Annotated in this window: 1 protein-coding gene; it reads left to right on the forward strand. The window is 59.0% G+C overall.

The features are described 5' to 3' along the window. Positions 1 to 1,191 (forward strand): Ig-like domain-containing protein (locus J2Z69_RS19045; RefSeq protein ID WP_209866465.1); only part of this gene is annotated, 1,191 nt, incomplete at both ends.

Raw genomic sequence — 1,191 nt, forward strand, 5'->3', positions numbered from 1 at the left:
TACAAGGAGGAAGCCAGCAGCTTACCGCGGAGGTAAGCGCAGTTGGTGGGGCCGAGCAAACGGTGACCTGGACCAGCAGTGATGTCAGCGGCAAAGTTGCCGTGGACAGCACGGGCAAGGTGACGGTAGCGGGAGACGCGGCCTTGGATACCTACACGATCACGGCAACCTCGACTTTCGATGGAAGCAAGCAGGGAACGGCGACCATTACAGTCACGGAGCGGCCAGCTATACCGGCCGTGACAAGCGTAGTCGTTAGTCCGAGCAGTAAAAGCGTAATACAAGGAGGAAGCCAGCAGCTTACCGCGGAGGTAAGCGCAGTTGGTGGGGCCGAGCAAACGGTGACCTGGACCAGCAGTGATGTCAGCGGCAAAGTTGCCGTGGACAGCACGGGCAAGGTGACGGTAGCGGGAGACGCGGCCTTGGATACCTACACGATCACGGCAACCTCGACTTTCGATGGAAGCAAGCAGGGAACGGCGACCATTACAGTCACGGAGCGGCCAGCTATACCAGCCGTAACAAGCATAGTCGTTAGTCCGAGCAGCAAAAGCGTAGTACAAGGAGGAAGCCAGCAGCTCAGCGCGGAGGTAAGCGCAGTTGGTGGGGCCGAGCAAACGGTGATCTGGACCAGTAGTGATGTCAGCGGCAAAGTTGCCGTGGACAGCACGGGCAAGGTGACGGTAGCGGGAGACGCGGCCTTAAATACGTACACAATCACGGCAACCTCGACTTTCGATGGAAGCAAGCAGGGAACCGCGACCATTACAGTTACGGAGCGGCCAGCTATACCGGCCGTGACAAGCGTAGTCGTTAGTCCGAGCAGTAAAAGCGTAATACAAGGAGGAAGCCAGCAGCTTACCGCGGAGGTAAGCGCCGTTGGTGGGGCCGAGCAAACGGTGACTTGGACCAGCAGTGATGTCAGCGGCAAAGTTGCCGTGGACAGCACGGGCAAGGTGACGGTAGCGGGAGACGCGGCCTTGGATACCTACACGATCACGGCAACCTCGACTTTCGATGGAAGCAAGCAGGGAACGGCGACCATTACAGTCACGGAGCGGCCAGCTACACCGGCCGTGACAAGCGTAGTCGTTAGTCCGAGCAGCAAAAGCGTAGTACAAGGAGGAAGCCAGCAGCTTACCGCGGAGGTAAGCGCAGTTGGTGGGGCCGAGCAAACGGTGACCTGGACCA

The sequence above is a fragment of the Paenibacillus shirakamiensis genome (assembly GCF_017874255.1).
GTDB classification, from domain to species: Bacteria; Bacillota; Bacilli; order Paenibacillales; family Paenibacillaceae; genus Fontibacillus; species Fontibacillus shirakamiensis.